Here is a 16,731-nt window from a genome sequence, read left to right as displayed (position 1 = left end):
TGGAGAACATAATGAATAGTGAAAGATTAGGTGAGTTTGAGCAGTACTTTCAAATTAATGAAAGTATAAGAGTAAATTTATTCCCCGTATCAAACGGACAAGTTCCTAAATCGCAGCTTGAGCTTGAAGACGACATTCCCCCACTATTTAGATTAGCAAATGAAGTAAGTGAGCTTGAGCAAAGCTCGTTACGCCCACTGCGTAACTTAGGCGATATGGCACAAGAGCTAGCTACTTTTTTACAAGCGCAGTCACGTAAAATAGATTTAATAATGAGCCATATTTTGGCCTCAGAACAAGCCCAAGATAACGCAATACAATGTGATAGCTACGGCGGTGGCGGTATTCGTTTTACATCACCTGAAGTACACTCAATTGGCCAAGCATTTAGAACCAAACTGTTTTTGCACCACGAGGCCTCTGCGGTTTATTGTTACACCGAAGTTGTGGCAGTAGAAAAACAAGATAGCGAACACTACCAATACACTATGCTCTTTACCGCAATTAGAACCACTGACCAAGAACTTATTGTTAGAGCGAGTTTACATGCTCAAACCCGCCAACTTAAAAAACGTCAAGAACTTGATCAAAACCAAGGCGACCTAAACAGTGATAATTAGCTGACATCTTTATGTAAAATGCTAAACTAGCGCCATCTTAATTAGTATATAAAATTCATGAACTTTAGACTTTTACCAGAATGGGCCGAGCAAGACGCTGTCATGCTTACATGGCCTCACAAAGACACCGATTGGGCCGACAACTTAGCGCGTGTAGAACCTGTATATATTGAACTTGCTAAACACATAACAACGCAGCAACAGCTTGTTATTGTGGCGCATAACAGTGCCTTAAAAGTGCATATTACAGCATTACTAAATAGTGCTAACGTCTCTCTTAATCGTGTCCATTTTGTAGTAACGCCTACTAACGATACCTGGGCGCGCGATCATGGTCCGCTTACTTGCGCCGCAATTGACTCACCAGAGCAACTAAAAGTATATGATTTTACTTTTAATGGTTGGGGCAATAAGTTTGAAAGCGCATTAGACAATCAAATTAATCGTACTTTGGTAAAAGAGCTAAGTAGCACAAACAACCAATATCAAGCGCTTGATATGGTACTTGAAGGTGGCGGTATTGAAATAAACGAGCACGGTGTGTTGCTAACAACCAGCGAATGTTTGCTTAATAAAAACCGTAACCCTGATTTAAACCTAAATGATATTGAAGCTCTTTTAAAAGAGTACTTAGGCGCGACGAGTTTTTTATGGGTTGAACATGGCTATTTAGCGGGCGATGACACCGACAGCCACATTGATACTTTAGTGCGCTTTGCACCAAATAATACCCTTGTATATGTGCAGTGTGACGATAAAACTGATGAGCACTTTAGCGCACTTGATGCGATGGAAAAACAACTAAAAACCTTTAAAACTGCCGATAACACCCCATATAACTTAATTGAGTTACCGTGGCCAAAAGCCGCTTATGACGATGAGCAAACACGCTTACCGGCTACCTACGCTAACTACTTAATTATTAATAATGCTGTGCTTGTGCCAACGTATAATGATGCCAATGATGAGCGTGCTCTTGCGCAAGTTCAAAAAGCATACCCACAACACACTATTATTGGCGTTAATTGCCAACCAATAATTGAACAATTTGGCAGCCTGCACTGTATTACAATGCAATTACCTCGTGGATTTTTAGCTGGAGCAGCACAATGACAAGCCCTGCAAAATTAACCGTTGCGTTAGTGCAACAAAGCAATACCGATAACGCTCAGGACAATATGGCAAAATCAATGAGTGCCATTCGTGAAGCAGCTCAAAAAGGTGCAAAACTGGTTGTACTTCAAGAGCTACACCGAAGCCTCTATTTTTGCCAAACCGAAAATGTTGACGTATTTGATTTAGCCGAAACCATTCCAGGCCCTAGCAGTAATGCCTTAGGTGAGCTTGCTAAAGAGCTAAGCATTGTTATTGTGGCCTCTTTATTTGAAAAACGCGCTACGGGCCTTTATCACAATACTGCGGTTGTATTAGAGCAAGACGGCAGCATTGCGGGTAAATACCGTAAAATGCATATTCCTGATGACCCAGGTTTTTACGAAAAATTTTACTTTACCCCAGGTGATATCGGTTTTGAGCCTATTCAAACCTCGGTGGGTAAATTAGGCGTGCTAGTATGTTGGGATCAATGGTTTCCTGAAGCTGCACGTTTAATGGCAATGGCTGGCGCTGAGGTATTAATTTACCCAACCGCTATCGGTTGGGATCCTAACGACGACATTGCTGAGCAAACTCGTCAAAAAGATGCGTGGGTTATTAGCCAGCGTGCCCATGCTGTTGCCAATGGCGTGCCGGTAATTAGCTGTAACCGCGTTGGCCATGAAAGTGACCCAAGCGGACAAAGTGATGGTATTTCATTTTGGGGAAATTCGTTCATTGCAGGCCCACAAGGTGAGTTACTAGCCGAGGCTAATAATACTGATGAGCAAATTTTAGTGGTAGAAATTGATCAAAAACGCTCAGAAAACGTAAGACGTATTTGGCCGTTCTTACGTGACCGTAGAATTGATCACTATAAAGACCTAACAAAAATATACCGAGACTAAGTAAACTTAACTCAAGATGGCTCTTACTTGCTAAGAGCCAACTATAAATGGAGTAATAAATGGCGTTTGAGCAATGGGCAGCCTTGCCTTGGGTAAAATCTCAAAAAGATAAAATTCAATGGGGCCAGCTAAGCGGAAGTGGTTTAAGTATTGCCATTGCAGAAGGCGTTAAACAACAAGACAACTTAGTCTTGATTGTTACGCCTGATACACCAAGCGCACTACGCCTTGAAACAGAATTAGAATATTTATTACCCGATAACCCAGTCATGGTATTTCCTGATTGGGAAACTCTGCCATACGATCACTTTTCTCCCCATCAAGATATTATTTCAGCCCGTTTAGCCACTTTAAATACCTTAAAAAAAGAACAACAAAGTGTGTTAATTGTGCCTGTATCTACTCTAATGTTGCGCACAGCCCCAGCCTCGTTTATTTACGGTTCAACAATAAACTTTAAAGTGGGCGACAAGCTAGACACACATAACTTTCGTGACAATTTAGAGCAAGCTGGTTATTTAAATGTTCAACAAGTAATGGAGCACGGCGAATACGCTATACGCGGCTCTATCGTTGACTTATACCCAATGGGTAGCCCGCATCCATTTAGACTCGACTTTTTTGATGACGAACTCGACACAATTCGCTTATTTGATGTAGAAACACAGCGCTCTGATGAAAAAGTAGATAAAATTGAGCTACTTCCAGCGCATGAATTTCCTACTAACGACGCTGATATTGAACGTTTTAGAATAAGCTATCGCGAAAAATTTGGTGCAAGCTCGCAGCAAGACTCTGTATACATGCAAGTAAGCAAAGGTAACTGGCCTGCAGGTATTGAATACTACATGCCGTTGTTTTTTGAAAAGCTAGCGACTATTTTTGACTACTTGCCAGATACAACAACTGTTATGCAGCTAGGTGATTTAGAGCTCGCGGCAGATAACTTTTGGCACGATATAAATGTACGCTATGAAAACCGCAGAGTTGACCCACTTCGTCCATTACTTGAACCTAATGTACTTTATCAGCCTATTGAAGAGCTGTTTTCTAATTTAGGCAATTTTGCACGTATTAGATTATCCCTTGCAAAGCTTGGCACTAAAGCAGGTAATAAAAACTTAAGCGTTAGCGAGCTGCCAGCCATTCGAATTGATCATAAACAGCATGAACCTTATGGCGAGTTTATAAATTATGTAGCAGAGCAAAAAAAGAAAAAAGGCCGCATATTACTCAGTGTTGAATCGGACGGTCGTCGCGAATCATTGCTGAGCATTTTAAAACCAAGCGGTTTAAAATTTAAAGAATTTGAAACACTCGAACAATTTATAAAAAGTGCAAGTGATGTAGGCTTAGTAGTAAGCCCGCTCGAGCAAAGTGTAGTACTTGGCACTAAACCAAGCCTTTCTATTATTACCGAGCAAGAACTACTTGGCATAAAAGTATCTCAGCGCAGACGCCGCAAGCACAAGTACGAAGCCAGCCAAGATGCGCTAATTCGTAATTTAGCCGAGCTTAAAGAAGGTCAACCTGTTGTGCATCTTGATCATGGTGTTGGCCGTTACCAAGGTTTGCAAACAATTGATGCTGCAGGTGTAGTTACTGAGTTTGTTACGATTACTTACGCAAGTGAAGCTAAATTGTACGTGCCAGTATCTGCACTGCATATGCTTAGTCGTTACTCTGGTGGTGAAGAAGCCAGCGCCCCACTGCATAAGCTTGGCTCAGATGCATGGGAAAAAGCAAAAAAACGTGCTGCTGAAAAAGTTCGCGATGTCGCCGCTGAATTACTCGACATTTATGCTCAGCGCCAAGCAAAGCCTGGTAATAAATTTACTCTAGATGCCCCCGCATATCGTCAATTTAGCGATAGCTTTCCGTTTGAAGAAACTGACGATCAGCGCAACGCCATAGAAGCGGTATTAGGTGATATGCAATCAAAGCAAGCCATGGACCGCTTAGTATGTGGTGACGTAGGCTTTGGTAAAACAGAAGTGGCCATGCGCGCTGCTTTTGTAGCGGTTAACGATGATAAACAAGTGGCAATTTTAGTGCCTACCACCTTGCTGGCTCAGCAGCACTATGAAAACTTTAAAGACCGTTTTGCTGATTTTCCTATTGAAGTAGGTGTACTTTCGCGCTTTAACTCCACTAAAGAGCAAAAAGATACGCTTGAAAAAATGGCAAACGGTAAGCTCGATATAGTTATTGGTACACATAAACTTATTCAGCAAGATATTAAGTTTAACGATTTAGGCTTACTCATTGTCGATGAAGAACATCGCTTTGGTGTTCGCCAAAAAGAGAAAATTAAAGCTCTGCGTGCCGATGTAGACATACTCACACTAACTGCAACGCCAATACCGCGTACACTTAACATGGCCATGAGCGGCATGCGCGATTTATCAATTATTGCAACGCCACCGGCTAAACGTTTAGCGGTTAAAACCTTTGTACGGCAACGCGATGTAGAACTAATACGCGAAGCCGTACTGCGAGAAATTAAACGCGGTGGCCAAGTTTACTTTTTGCATAACAATGTAGAAACTATTGAGCGTGTTGCACAAGAAATTAGTGAATGGGTGCCTGAAGCAAGCGTAACCTCAGCCCATGGTCAAATGCGCGAGCAAGAGCTTGAGCAAATAATGACTGACTTTTATCATCAAAAATACAACGTACTGGTGTGTACCACGATCATAGAAACGGGTATCGATGTGCCTACCGCAAATACCATTATTATGGACAGAGCTGATAAACTTGGCCTTGCGCAATTACACCAATTACGTGGACGAGTTGGCCGAAGCCATCACCAAGCGTATGCCTATTTACTCACAGGTGACCCCAAAGCACTTTCTAAAGACGCGAGTAAACGCTTACAAGCAATCGAATCGTTGGAAGATTTAGGCGCGGGTTTTGCCCTCGCTACACACGATTTAGAAATTCGTGGCGCCGGTGAGTTACTTGGCGACGATCAATCAGGTCAAATGCAAACTATAGGCTTTAGTTTGTATATGGAAATGCTCGAGCAGGCCGTAAATGCACTACGTGAAGGTAAAGAGCCAACGCTTGAAAACCTACTTCAAAAACAAACCGAAGTAGATTTAAAACTAGCTGCCCTATTACCTGATGACTACATACACGATGTAAATGCACGTTTAGGCATGTACAAGCGCGTTGCAAGTTGTGCTAACCTTGACGACATGGACGAATTACAGGTAGAACTTATAGACCGTTTTGGTTTACTGCCAGATGCAGCCAAAAACTTGTTCAGCTTGCAGCAGCTTAAAATGCAGGCCAGTAATTTGGGTATAACAAAAATTGAGGCAAACCCAAAAGGTGGTTATTTTGAATTTAGCCAAGATACCAAGGTTAACCCTAGCTTCATCATTGGTTTGATACAAAGTGCGCCTAAGGTGTACAAAATGGATGGCGCAAATAAATTGCGCTTTGCAATTAGTGAAGCTAACGCTCGCGAACGCTTAAAAATGGTCACTGCAATGATTGCAGATTTCGAAAAAAAGGTTAGCCATTAATGTTGCTAAAAAAATCGCTGGTTATTTTATGCTGCTTGTTTAGCAGCACTGCATTTGCAGAACGCTGGTTTGAGGTTGAGGTGCTTGTATTTAAACAGCGCCCGGCTCCGTATTTGCAAGAAGATTTTACACTTAAGCACAAAGCTATTGAGGATAAAAACTCTCTAGATTTAATGACCCCTCTTTATACAGAGCAAGCAATGCAAGCCTGTATAGATGGTGATGAGCGTTTTCAAAAACGCTCTTTTACAGATTCATTAGTTAATTCAAACCCGCAATCGGGTGTATGTGGTGACAGTACAAACTACCTACAAAGCTATGATGAGCTACCTGTTACGCCTCTAGCGCCCGCTAAAGATGATATGCAGCAAACTTATTTATTAGCGCCAGAACAGCTGCAATTTAAAGCGCAGTACAGGCAGCTAGATCGCAAAGGATTAACACCTATTCTACATACAGGCTGGCGCTTTGAAGGCGCAAGTAAGTCGCGTGCACCAAGCATGCATTTAATCGCAGGTAAACACCTTAAAAGTGACTCTAACGTAACCCCTAGCTATTCAAACCCTGATTTTGTAAGTTTATTAAATTCACAACCTGAACTATTTAACGACCCGGATCAATCAAAAGCAGAATGGGAACTAGACGGTTTATTTAAAATACACTTACGACATTATTTATACATTACAGCTAATTTTGATATTAGCCAAAAGCTAGAAAATGGCGATATAGAGTCAGCCCGCTTTTCTCAGTTTAGACGTGTAATAAGTGGTGAAGTACATTACTTTGACCACCCACGAATGGGCATGATTGTCCAAATCAGAAAATTCAAACATTAATACTAAGTAGGATATAACAATGAAAAAACTCCTTATCATCGCAGCTACATTAAGCCTTGCGGCTTGTTCTAAGGTAAGTCTTGAGAGTTACGAAAAAATCAAAGTAGGTATGGATAAGACTGAAGTTGAAACCATTTTAGGCACTGCGGACAACTGTGTTGAAAAAACACTGCATACTAATTGTGTGTGGGGCGACGAAGCAAAAAATATCGAGATCACGCTAGTATCAAACAAAGTAACTTTATATAGTAAACATGGTTTAGCTAATAAATAAATTAAAAAAAGGGACTGATTTTATCAGTCCCTTTTTTAATTACTAAAATTCATTTTTTGGAGTAGATAAGTTCAATATTAACGATTTTACTTCGATTTAACGTTATTTTATAGCGTTGATAAAGTGTTCTATCTTCCTCGGTTAGCACAAGCACCATGTTAAGTTGGTAGCGCCGTTCAACCGCCTGCTTAGAAATTTTATTACTGTCTAAATGATATAACTTCCCTTCACCACGTTTTAAATAACGCGCAAATGGCGCAAGACTAAATTGTAGCGTTTGTTGCAAGGTATCGTAACCAGGTAAAAATTCTTTCGCGCTTACCCGTGTCTCACTTGCAAAGTGTAACCACTGCGCAGCTTGTTTATTTTGTTGACGACGTTTTGAAAATATAGATTTTACTTCTTTAGGGATTTTTTTAAAGCGTGTGTATTCAAGCCAAATTAGCTGACTCGCTATTTTGTCTTTAGTAATACTATTTTTAAAACTAAATCTCCACTTAGGTCGCCCTTGTACAATAGCTCGCCAAATCATACGCGTAATATCTTCTTTAAATATTTCACGTAGCCCGTAAATAACCCCTAAAATTAAAATAAGCGTCGCGGTGACTTCAGTAAACGTTGAGCGGGCATTAAGTATAACAACCATCACGAATGCCATGATAACTGCCGTTACAGTGCCTTTAACTAATCGTTTAAGATAGCTGTTAAGAAACCGTGTTTGGCGCTGTAATATAACGCCATGCTCAATTAAGCGTTGTAGCAAGCGCATTTTATTTGTTATTCGATTAGCGTCTTGCATTGTGGTTTCAGAATTATAGTTTTTGTCAGCCCGGTACGCATTTTCGTTTTTACAAAACTGCATTAAATCGTTACGCTCTTTTGCATAATCGCTACTACGTGGGCCTTCATCTAAAAGCTTTAAAAATGATTGCTCAACATGCCAACTTAAATAGTTATCAGCATTGGTAAAAAATGGCAGTAGTTTTTCATCATCTGGCGTATAGCGACGCAGCTTTTTTAGAAGTCCTTCACTTTGTTCATATACTTCGTTAGCGCGTTTATAAAAGTCTTCTGCTTCATCAATTTTTAACGCATCTTTAATGTCGGCATCAAGGGCTAAACGTACTTGGTAACAAAATAAATTAAGGTTTTGACGATAATCTTGCTGCTCACCTTTGTTTTTACTAACAAAGCGGCTTCGTACTAAAGGCAAGTGTATGTTGTTAGCGTTGTAGGCTAAATGTGATTTAAAGTGGTTATTAAAGTAAGATTCTTCGGTGAGCGTTTGCGGATTAATCCCCATTTCATTAGGGATAGAAAAATACAGATCTATGCGCTGTTCAGAACGAGGAGTAAGCTCTGGTTCAATGACAAAAGATAAGTTTTCATCTTGTTTTAACAATCAGTTCTCCTTCTAAAATATCGTTTTAGTGTACTTGTCTCCTTTGTTTTGTTCAATAAAAAAGGCTCAGTAAATACTGAGCCTTAATACGATTAATGTGCTAGTTAAAATTTAACGTTTACACCAGCAAATACACGACGGCCAAGTACATCATATGTGTACGGGTCAGTATTAGAATCGTTGTTACCTGAGTAGTATGGTGGTTGCTTATCAAATAAGTTATTTACACCAGCAGTTAACGAAACCATTTCACTGATAAAGTAAGAACCGCTCACATCATGGTAAACAACAGATGGTGTTGTTGGTGCATAACATGTAGATTCTTTACCTAAACAGCTGTAGCTATCCATTCCTGCAATGTAACGTGCTTTGTAGTTAGCAGACCAAGCATCACCTTTAACATCTAGCTCAAAGTTTGCTTTTACGTCAGCATAACCACCGATACCAGAAGTAATTAAACCAGCGTAATCAATACTTGATTCAATAACATCAACAGTGTACTCGTCAAGGTAAGTAACATCTAATGACGTATTCCAAGCAAGACCAGCTAAATCAAATTTGTAATTTAAGTTTAAGTCATAACCTTTTGTTTGCTCATAACCTACGTTTTGTAGTTGGTTATTAAACGCGATACGACCTGTGCTTTGGTTAAAATCGATATTTGCTGAACTACAAAGTGCTGTTGATTGATTCGCTAAAGAACCATCTGATGCAAGACATGAATCAACAATGTATTGGTTGTTTACTGTAGCAATAGCGTTTTCGATTTCAATGTCGTAGTAATCTAACGTCATTGAGAAACCTTCAAACCATTCTGGTTCGTAAACTACACCAACGGTAACTGTATCAGCTAATTCAGGTGTTAATTCATCATTACCACCAACGGTTACTTCAGCCTGATCTTGTGCGCCTGTAAAGCTAACTTGCTCATAAGATGGAGAATCACCTGAGTATAACTCAGCAACTGTAGGAGCACGGAAAGCTGTAGAGCGAACACCACGGAACATTAGTTCGTCGTTTACACGCCAAGTTAAACCTAGTTTCCACGTTTCATCAGAACCAAATGTGCTGTAATCAAAAGCACGAATCGCAGCGCTTAATTCTACATTTTGTGCTAAGTAAGCATCTGCTACTAAAGGAATAGCAAGCTCAAGGTATGCTTCGTTTACATCAAAACGACCGCTTGTTGCATCAACACGTGGGTCATTTGCAAGACCTTGTGAAGTGATCGAATCTGGTGTGTACCACGCTTTTTCTTCACGGCGTTCAAGACCTGCAGCAAAACCTACAAAGCCCGCAGGTACTTCCATTAACTCACCAGAAAGCGCAGCTGTAATCATAAATAATTGACTGCCGCCTGAGTTTTGCTCAGTGTAAACATAGTCACTAAAGCTACTGCTTGACCATGAAGCTTGTGAAAGTGGGTTAAAGTTACCAGCTTCAATTTCGCTTTGAATTGAACCCATATTGTGAAGGTTGCTTAAGCGATCTACTGAGTCATTACGACCAAAAATAACTGATGTATCCCACTCTAAGCCATTATCTAAATAACCTGCAGCACCGATAACAGAACGAACTGTATCAACTACTTGAGATGAGTCACGTGTACCAGTGTCAACCATACGGCGACCGTAAGAAACTTCATCACCGTAGTTAATATTTTGGTCAATTAAAGAATCGCCCATCCAGTCTGCGTAGTCAAAGTCGAACCATACTGGTTGTGGCGCTAATTGCTGCTCTGACCAACGTTTTGAGTATGTAAACTCAGAGTATAAACGCGTGTCATCAGTTAAATCAAAGCTACCAATACCAGTAAGGTTTAAACGACGCATTGGCGTGTATAAGTAGCTAGATTGAGAATAGTTGTAGGCATCACTAGTACCAAAGTCGTGCCAACCATTATCAGCCTGACCTTGCAAAGATTCATCACCTGACCAAACATGGCCATTAGGAGTGTAAGAAGAACCAGAACAGTATGGAGCACTGCCATCGCCATCTTCAGTTAATGGACAATCAGAAAAGCTACGATCAGCCTGAGAAGCATCGCCACGGTCTGTGTACTGTAAACCTATTACAACGTTACCACGACCGAAGTTTCCACCCATTGTAATATCAAAAGACGTTTCATCTGCATCACCTTCAGTAGTGATTGCTGATTTAACATTAAGGTCTAAACCTTCAAAGTTATCTTTTAAGATAATATTTACAACACCCGCAACAGCATCAGTACCATAAACAGCAGATGCACCATCTTTAAGTACTTCAATATGCTTGATCATAGATACCGGTATAGTATTCAAATCAACTGTAGAAGCAGCGCCTGTACCTGAGTTAATCATACGGCGGCCGTTTACAAGTACTAAAGTACGTTGTGAACCTAAACCACGCAAATCAATAGATGCATTACCACCAGAACCATTATTGATACCTGGGTTTGTCATTGCGCCGCCTGTAGCGGTCATTTTTTGTAGTACAGAATCTACTGATACAGCGCCTGAAGCAGCGATATCGTCGGCACCGATTATAGTAACTGGGCTAGCGGTTTCCATATCTGCGCGCTTAATGCGAGAACCCGTTACTTGAATTTTTTCGATTGCTTGTGCTGAGTCTTCAGCAGCTAGAACTTGCACACTTGAGAACATTGGAAATGCTGCAATTACAGCTAAACCAAGAGTTGATTTTTTCATGAAAGAACCCTACTTGTTGGAAATTTACCTTTATTGGTAATGCTCACTTTTTATTAAAATAGTGAGTCAGGTGGGCAACTTAGGCGTCTTTAACTGAACGAAAACTTAACGACAGCTCAATTTATATCAAGAAATAAAATAGAATAACTATAGTAGGTACATAGGTTACATTATGTTTCATTGTTAATTAATAAATACACTTTAAAAACAATACCTTGAAAAAACAATGAAACATTAGAAACACACCTGAAACCAAAGTGATTCACTTTGTAATCAAAGGTAATTAACTGAGCTATGTACCAAAAACAGACAAATTAACAACTTAATCACAGCACATTATTAAAACCGCAAAACTAAATGTTAATTAATAACCATATTTATGCATGCTTGGTGCTTAAATAGTCTTATTTAGCCTCTTTGGAAGGTTTTTTGATTAGATTTTTTATTCAGTCGTAATTAAAGTTGAACTTTTTGAGAGCACTTATTCACTATTGAAGTTTTGTCAGTATTAAAACCTAAAAAGGCAATTTTATTGATCTTGTCACTCAAATAATCGTATGTATAAGAAAACGAACTCACATCAAAAATGTAAGCTGTATACAAGAGTTTGTAGTCGCAACTTTAATAAGTTACGTAAAAAGAATAATTGAGAGTTTGTACTACAGAAGTGGCATTATCTTTAACGGTTAGCTCTAAATTCCAGAGCATATTTTGCTCAGAACAAATGCCAACCATGGTATTGCTCTGCCACAGACCATTATGTTTATTAAATTGCTGAGGAATGTAACCCATATACATAGTAATGCCTTTGAGCTTGGCATCTTCAATTGTAATATTTGTTGGTAAATCACTAAAAATAGTAAATGGGGTTTCGGGAGAAATAGTTTTCTCGCTTAACCATACTTTAACATCATTTGAAAAAGTACAAGGCAAATTGGCTGTGCATGTGGCATTTTTTAGAAATTTTTCATCTGTATTTTTGGAAAAATCACACGCTGTTAATAAAAGAAATACCGCGGTGAATAAACTTAACCTATATATAAGCATAACAATTTCGCACTAAAGAAAAGCAAATACTAATAATCGCGACTGCAAATAACAAGTGCGGGTGTTACTATTAAGCCAAATTAGGCACAAACTGTATCAAAAAATAAACAACAAGCTCACAAACATTGATTGATGTCATAATTTTATGTAATTGACCTATCTTTTTTAGGCCAAAAAATTTATCATTTCACCCGCAAAAAATAAGGGTTTCTCAAGTTTTTTTTCTGAAGCTTTCATGTATTGAAAGTTTTAGATAACACGCTTGAGAAAATAGTAGGCCCCACTTTTAAAGGTGGGTAATTCATTTCTAAACGCATTTATTGCAGCGGAAGCCAGAAAATGAGCCAAACAGTAGCATCACAAACTGAGTATAACTATAAGGTTGTACGCCAATTCGCTATTATGACAGTGATTTGGGGCATCGTTGGCATGAGTATTGGGGTTCTGATTGCTGCCCAATTAGCTTGGCCAGCACTTAACTTTGATACACCATGGTTAACTTACTCTCGACTACGTCCGTTACACACGAACGCAGTAATTTTCGCATTTGGTACCAGTGCACTTTTTGCGACGTCTTATTACGTCGTACAACGTACTTGTCAAACGCGTCTTTTCTCAGACAAACTCGCCGCCTTTTCTTTTTGGGGCTGGCAGCTCGTTATTGTATTAGCAGTAATTACATTACCACTTGGTATTACTAGCTCAAAAGAATATGCAGAACTTGAATGGCCAATCGATATTTTAATCGCTGTGGTTTGGATTGTTTACGCTATTGTATTCTTTGGTACTTTAATTAAGCGTAAAGTGTCGCATATTTATGTTGCTAACTGGTTCTACGCTGGCTTTATTATCACTGTTGCAGTGCTTCATATTGTAAACAGCATGGCAGTGCCTGTGTCGTTAACTAAATCATACTCAATCTACGCAGGTGCGGTAGATGCTATGGTTCAGTGGTGGTACGGTCACAACGCTGTAGGTTTCCTATTAACTGCTGGTTTCTTGGGTATGATGTATTACTTTGTACCAAAACAAGCAGGTCGCCCAGTTTACTCATACCGTTTATCGGTAGTTCACTTTTGGGCTCTAATTTCATTATATATCTGGGCTGGTCCTCATCACCTTCACTACACTGCGCTTCCTGATTGGACGCAAAGTTTAGGTATGGTTATGTCTATTATCCTATTCGTACCGTCTTGGGGTGGTATGATCAACGGTATTATGACGCTATCTGGCGCGTGGCATAAACTACGTACCGATCCAGTACTTCGTTTCTTAGTTGTTTCATTATCTTTCTACGGTATGTCTACGTTTGAAGGTCCTATGATGGCAATTAAATCTGTAAATGCGTTATCTCACTATACAGATTGGACAATCGGCCACGTACACTCAGGTGCACTAGGTTGGGTTGCTATGATTTCAATTGGTGCTATCTACCACTTAATTCCTGCGTTATTCGCGCAAGGTCGTATGTACAGCGTTAAATTGGTTAATACCCACTTCTGGTTACACACTGTAGGTGTTGTTTTATACATTGTTGCAATGTGGATCTCTGGTGTAATGCAAGGTCTAATGTGGCGTGCAGTGAATGCTGACGGTACATTAATGTACAGCTTTGTGCAGTCTTTAGAAGCGTCGCATCCTTTCTATATCATGCGCTTTGTAGGCGGTGTATTCATCGTAACAGGTATGTTAGTTATGGCTTATAACGTTTACCGCACTATTTCAGCTGAGAAAGAATCTCTGAAATTAGACGCGCAAGCACAATTAGCATAACGGAGTGAGATGATGAGCAAGAAAAATTCGCAAAACAAACATGAAATAGTAGAAAAGAACGTTGGCCTTATGGCTATTCTGACTGTTTTTGCTATTAGCTTTGGCGCACTAGTTGAGATCACTCCGCTAATGTTCCAAGACGATACAACTAAACCAGTAGAAGGCCTACGCCCTCTTAATGCTTTAGAAATGGAAGGCCGTGATCTTTACGTGCGTGAAGGTTGTTCTAACTGTCACTCACAAATGATTCGTCCTTTTCGTGATGAAGTTGAGCGTTATGGTCATTACTCTGTAGCCGGTGAATCTGTTTGGGATCACCCGTTCTTATGGGGTTCTAAACGTACTGGTCCTGATTTGGCTCGTGTTGGTAAGCGCTACTCGGACGACTGGCACTATGCTCACTTAGTTGACCCACGCGCTGTGGTTCCTGAGTCAAACATGCCAGGCTTTCCTTGGTTAGCAGAGAATACGGTTGATACCAGCCTTACTCTGAAAAAACTACAAATTTTCCGTGATACTTTTGCTATTAACCCAGAAAACCCAAAACATCCGGGTTTAGGTTATGGCAGCGACGAAGAGCTTCAAGCTGATGTTGATAAAGTTAATGCTATGAATGACGGCAAAGGCGCAACAGAAATACAAGCTCTAATCGCGTATTTACAGCAACTTGGCACCCACTTGAAGTAAAAATTATGGATTACGGAACATACAGAGGCATTTTGACTCTGGTAATTTTAGTATTGTTTATTGTGATTGTTGCATGGGCATATAGTAAGCGAAGCAAAACCCGTTTTGATAGCGCAGCTAATGCCATTTTCGAAGATGAAAAAAAACATGACAACACACTCTCTAACGAGGAAAAGGAGTCTGAAAAATGACTAGCTTTTGGAGTATTTGGGTTATTGTATTAACCCTTGCATGCTTATGCATCATCTTTGGCCTATTAGTTTGGAACTTAAAAAACTATGCTGGCGTAAAAGAAGGTGAAAGCTGTGGACATGAATTTGACGGCATTGAAGAGCTAAATAATCCACTACCAAAATGGTGGACTTACATGTTTTTCGCAACTTTTATTTGGTCAGTATATTACCTTGCAGCTTACCCAGGTTTAGGCAACTGGGAAGGTTTAGGTAAATGGACTAGTTCTAACCAAGGTATTACGTCTTTAGCTGAATCTAAAAAAGCAGTTGCAGAGGCCAAAGCAGAAGGTCGCTTTGTTAAACTTGATAAAGAGTATGAAGCTGCAGAAGAACGCTTCGGTCCTATTTTTAATAAGTTGGCACAGGTACCGGTTTTAGATTTAGTTAATTCTAAGTTTGAAGGTGATGCAGCGCAGCAAGTTGCTCTAGAAAATGGCGACAAACACGAGCAAACAGATGGTCAATTAGCCATCGAAATTGGTCAGCGTTTGTTCTCACAAAACTGTGCGCAATGTCATGGCTCTGATGCGCGTGGTGGTACCGGCTTTCCTAACCTAACTGATAAAGATTGGTTATATGGCGGAACACCAGACAAAATTAGAGAAACACTCCTTAATGGTCGTATAGCTGCAATGCCAGCTTGGGGCGATGCTCTTGGTGAGCAAGGCGTTAAAGAAATGACAGCACATGTGCTGAGTCTTTCTGGTCGTACTGTTAACCAAAAAGATGCAGCAGCAGGTGCAGCTAAGTTTGCAATGTGTGCCGCATGTCACGGTGCTGACGGTAAAGGGTCGGTTGCACACAACCTACCATTTGGCGCGCCTAACCTGACAGATAACATTTGGTTATACAATGGCTCCAAACGTGCAGTTGAAGAAACACTTAACCATGGTCGTGCTGGTGTAATGCCTGCATGGAAAGACATTTTAGGTGAAGAAAAAATTCACTTATTAACAGCCTATGTTTACAGTTTATCGCAAGATAAATAAGCATGCGGTTAATAAAATGTTTATAAATTAATTTATTTAATTCAATAGATTAATCCAGATCAAAAAAGCCTCCACTGTGAGGCTTTTTTTTAGTCTTTTACGTATAAATCCTATAAAATAAACCTCCCTAAACTAATTTAGAGCAACTATGCAACCTACTCCGTGGTATAAGAATTTTTGGCCTTGGTTTTTAATCTTTTTTCCGTTAGTAGCCATTATTGGCTGTATTAGCCTATTTATTACGGCAATAGGTAACGGTCCAGATATGGTTGTTGACGACTACTACAAAAAAGGTAAAGCAATCAACTTAGAACTTACTAAGTTTGAAAAAGCAAAAGCGCTTTATCTGCATGGCGGATTAAATGTAACCAATGAGCGCGTAAGCTTTAAATTTACAAAAGGCGACAGCAGCAATGTGCATGTATTAAAACTCTCTTTTTACCACCGCACAATTAAAGCACATGACTTTACCGCTACTCTAACCCCTAATGCCAATCAAGAGTTTACAGCACTACTTGATATGTACACACCAGGTGCCTACTCAGTATTTATTGAGCCTATAGATGGCAGTTGGAAAATGAAAGAAAATATAACGTTACCAACTGTACAAACTGTTTTAGTTACTCCTAATTATAAGTAGTATAACT

General features: G+C 39.8%; 14 protein-coding genes. 11 read left to right on the top strand and 3 right to left on the bottom strand.

The features are described from left to right. Positions 1-11 precede the first annotated feature (11 nt). The 6 genes from I6F10_RS02170 to I6F10_RS02145 are packed head-to-tail and all read left to right on the top strand — an operon-like array spanning position 12 to position 7,266. Positions 12-620, top strand: coding sequence for a PilZ domain-containing protein (locus tag I6F10_RS02170; protein WP_197098344.1), 609 nt, complete (start codon positions 12-14; stop codon positions 618-620). Positions 621-677: 57 nt separating this feature from the next. Beyond that, positions 678-1,733 (top strand): agmatine deiminase family protein, encoded by a 1,056-nt coding sequence (locus tag I6F10_RS02165; protein WP_197098343.1) that lies wholly within the window; start codon positions 678-680, stop codon positions 1,731-1,733. Beyond that, positions 1,730-2,623, top strand: coding sequence for a carbon-nitrogen hydrolase (locus I6F10_RS02160; RefSeq protein WP_182755759.1), 894 nt, complete (start codon positions 1,730-1,732; stop codon positions 2,621-2,623). Before I6F10_RS02165 ends, I6F10_RS02160 begins: the two co-directional genes overlap by 4 nt. Positions 2,624-2,682: 59 nt before the next feature. Then, the gene (gene mfd, locus I6F10_RS02155) at positions 2,683-6,156 is read left to right on the top strand and encodes a transcription-repair coupling factor (RefSeq protein WP_197098342.1); all 3,474 of its coding nucleotides are present in this window, start codon (positions 2,683-2,685) and stop codon (positions 6,154-6,156) included. Continuing rightward, positions 6,156-6,992: a peptidoglycan binding protein CsiV gene (locus I6F10_RS02150; RefSeq protein WP_076923823.1), complete on the top strand. Its 837-nt coding sequence runs from the start codon at positions 6,156-6,158 to the stop codon at positions 6,990-6,992. The genes mfd and I6F10_RS02150 overlap by 1 nt, the downstream gene beginning before the upstream one ends. A 19-nt stretch (positions 6,993-7,011) precedes the next feature. Then, on the top strand, positions 7,012-7,266 hold the full coding sequence (locus I6F10_RS02145; protein WP_024599137.1) for a lipoprotein: 255 nt from the start codon (positions 7,012-7,014) through the stop codon (positions 7,264-7,266). A gap of 49 nt (positions 7,267-7,315) precedes the next feature. Here I6F10_RS02145 and I6F10_RS02140 read toward each other — a convergent pair whose 3' ends face one another. The 3 genes from I6F10_RS02140 to I6F10_RS02130 all read right to left on the bottom strand — a co-directional run bounded on the left by I6F10_RS02140 (position 7,316) and on the right by I6F10_RS02130 (position 12,402). After that, positions 7,316-8,668 carry a hypothetical protein gene (locus I6F10_RS02140; RefSeq protein ID WP_024599138.1) on the bottom strand — a complete coding sequence of 451 codons (1,353 nt, stop codon included), beginning with the start codon at positions 8,666-8,668 and terminating at the stop codon, positions 7,316-7,318. A 104-nt stretch (positions 8,669-8,772) separates the two neighbouring features. After that, a complete protein-coding gene (locus I6F10_RS02135) occupies positions 8,773-11,355 on the bottom strand; it encodes a TonB-dependent receptor plug domain-containing protein (RefSeq protein WP_024599139.1) in 2,583 nt (860 codons plus the stop codon). 621 nt (positions 11,356-11,976) lie between these two features. Continuing rightward, complete coding sequence (locus I6F10_RS02130) at positions 11,977-12,402, bottom strand: hypothetical protein (RefSeq protein WP_182194319.1); 426 nt, start codon at positions 12,400-12,402, stop codon at positions 11,977-11,979. A 339-nt stretch (positions 12,403-12,741) separates the two neighbouring features. Here I6F10_RS02130 and ccoN point away from each other — a divergent pair, with 339 nt between their 5' ends. The 5 genes from ccoN (at position 12,742) to I6F10_RS02105 (ending at position 16,724) form a co-directional block, all read left to right on the top strand. Beyond that, positions 12,742-14,175: a cytochrome-c oxidase, cbb3-type subunit I gene (gene ccoN / locus I6F10_RS02125; RefSeq protein ID WP_007585649.1), complete on the top strand. Its 1,434-nt coding sequence runs from the start codon at positions 12,742-12,744 to the stop codon at positions 14,173-14,175. Between the two features lie 12 nt (positions 14,176-14,187). Further along, the gene (gene ccoO, locus I6F10_RS02120) at positions 14,188-14,862 is read left to right on the top strand and encodes a cytochrome-c oxidase, cbb3-type subunit II (RefSeq protein WP_024599141.1); all 675 of its coding nucleotides are present in this window, start codon (positions 14,188-14,190) and stop codon (positions 14,860-14,862) included. 5 nt (positions 14,863-14,867) lie between these two features. After that, entirely contained in the window at positions 14,868-15,053 is a 186-nt protein-coding gene (locus I6F10_RS02115) for a cbb3-type cytochrome oxidase subunit 3 (RefSeq protein WP_010554061.1), read from the top strand. After that, the gene (locus I6F10_RS02110; protein ID WP_182194317.1) at positions 15,050-16,084 is read left to right on the top strand and encodes a c-type cytochrome; all 1,035 of its coding nucleotides are present in this window, start codon (positions 15,050-15,052) and stop codon (positions 16,082-16,084) included. The genes I6F10_RS02115 and I6F10_RS02110 overlap by 4 nt, the downstream gene beginning before the upstream one ends. 148 nt (positions 16,085-16,232) lie before the next feature. Further along, positions 16,233-16,724, top strand: coding sequence for a FixH family protein (locus tag I6F10_RS02105; protein WP_076923819.1), 492 nt, complete (start codon positions 16,233-16,235; stop codon positions 16,722-16,724). Positions 16,725-16,731: the final 7 nt, after the last annotated feature.

This window comes from Pseudoalteromonas sp. SWYJZ98 (assembly GCF_015864495.1).
Taxonomy (GTDB): domain Bacteria; phylum Pseudomonadota; class Gammaproteobacteria; order Enterobacterales; family Alteromonadaceae; genus Pseudoalteromonas; species Pseudoalteromonas distincta.
This window is presented reverse-complemented; position numbering and strand designations above follow the sequence as displayed.

Excerpts from the sequence above, each read along its gene's own strand:
- I6F10_RS02170 (WP_197098344.1), top strand. The coding sequence starts at position 12 with ATGAATAGTGAAAGATTAGGTGAGTTTGAGCAGTACTTTCAAATTAAT.
- I6F10_RS02165 (WP_197098343.1), top strand. The coding sequence starts at position 678 with ATGAACTTTAGACTTTTACCAGAATGGGCCGAGCAAGACGCTGTCATG.
- I6F10_RS02160 (WP_182755759.1), top strand. The coding sequence starts at position 1,730 with ATGACAAGCCCTGCAAAATTAACCGTTGCGTTAGTGCAACAAAGCAAT.
- mfd (WP_197098342.1), top strand. The coding sequence starts at position 2,683 with ATGGCGTTTGAGCAATGGGCAGCCTTGCCTTGGGTAAAATCTCAAAAA.
- I6F10_RS02150 (WP_076923823.1), top strand. The coding sequence starts at position 6,156 with ATGTTGCTAAAAAAATCGCTGGTTATTTTATGCTGCTTGTTTAGCAGC.
- I6F10_RS02145 (WP_024599137.1), top strand. The coding sequence starts at position 7,012 with ATGAAAAAACTCCTTATCATCGCAGCTACATTAAGCCTTGCGGCTTGT.
- I6F10_RS02135 (WP_024599139.1), bottom strand. The coding sequence starts at position 11,355 with ATGAAAAAATCAACTCTTGGTTTAGCTGTAATTGCAGCATTTCCAATG.
- I6F10_RS02130 (WP_182194319.1), bottom strand. The coding sequence starts at position 12,402 with ATGCTTATATATAGGTTAAGTTTATTCACCGCGGTATTTCTTTTATTA.
- ccoN (WP_007585649.1), top strand. The coding sequence starts at position 12,742 with ATGAGCCAAACAGTAGCATCACAAACTGAGTATAACTATAAGGTTGTA.
- ccoO (WP_024599141.1), top strand. The coding sequence starts at position 14,188 with ATGAGCAAGAAAAATTCGCAAAACAAACATGAAATAGTAGAAAAGAAC.
- I6F10_RS02115 (WP_010554061.1), top strand. The coding sequence starts at position 14,868 with ATGGATTACGGAACATACAGAGGCATTTTGACTCTGGTAATTTTAGTA.
- I6F10_RS02110 (WP_182194317.1), top strand. The coding sequence starts at position 15,050 with ATGACTAGCTTTTGGAGTATTTGGGTTATTGTATTAACCCTTGCATGC.
- I6F10_RS02105 (WP_076923819.1), top strand. The coding sequence starts at position 16,233 with ATGCAACCTACTCCGTGGTATAAGAATTTTTGGCCTTGGTTTTTAATC.